Annotated in this window: 1 pseudogene; it reads left to right on the top strand. The window is 59.4% G+C overall.

Annotated elements, in window-relative coordinates:
- Positions 1-125: 125 nt before the first annotated feature.
- Positions 126-251 (top strand): annotated as a pseudogene (locus tag ACLFKU_RS44920) (IS66 family transposase zinc-finger binding domain-containing protein); the annotation flags it as partial.

The following is a 251-nucleotide window of genomic DNA, read 5'->3' as shown; positions in this document are numbered from 1 at the left end:
CACTTGAACCTTGCAAACGGCAGCTAAACCGCCCATTCTTGAACCCACCAAGATGCTCGTTTCTACCCGCTTCTTCTGGCGCCTATATGCCGGAAATACCCGGCTCCTTTATGCCGGAAGGTGACACGTGTGCGACGACCATGCAGCCGCTGGGCGAGGACGCATCCGAACAGCTCGCGCGCGTAGCCGCCGCATTCAAGGTGATCCGCACGATCCGGCGCAAATTGCTTTGCCCCGGCTGTGGCCATATC

It is taken from the genome of Paraburkholderia sp. EG304, from assembly GCF_046543485.1.
GTDB classification, from domain to species: domain Bacteria; phylum Pseudomonadota; class Gammaproteobacteria; order Burkholderiales; family Burkholderiaceae; genus Paraburkholderia; species Paraburkholderia youngii.
This window is presented reverse-complemented; position numbering and strand designations above follow the sequence as displayed.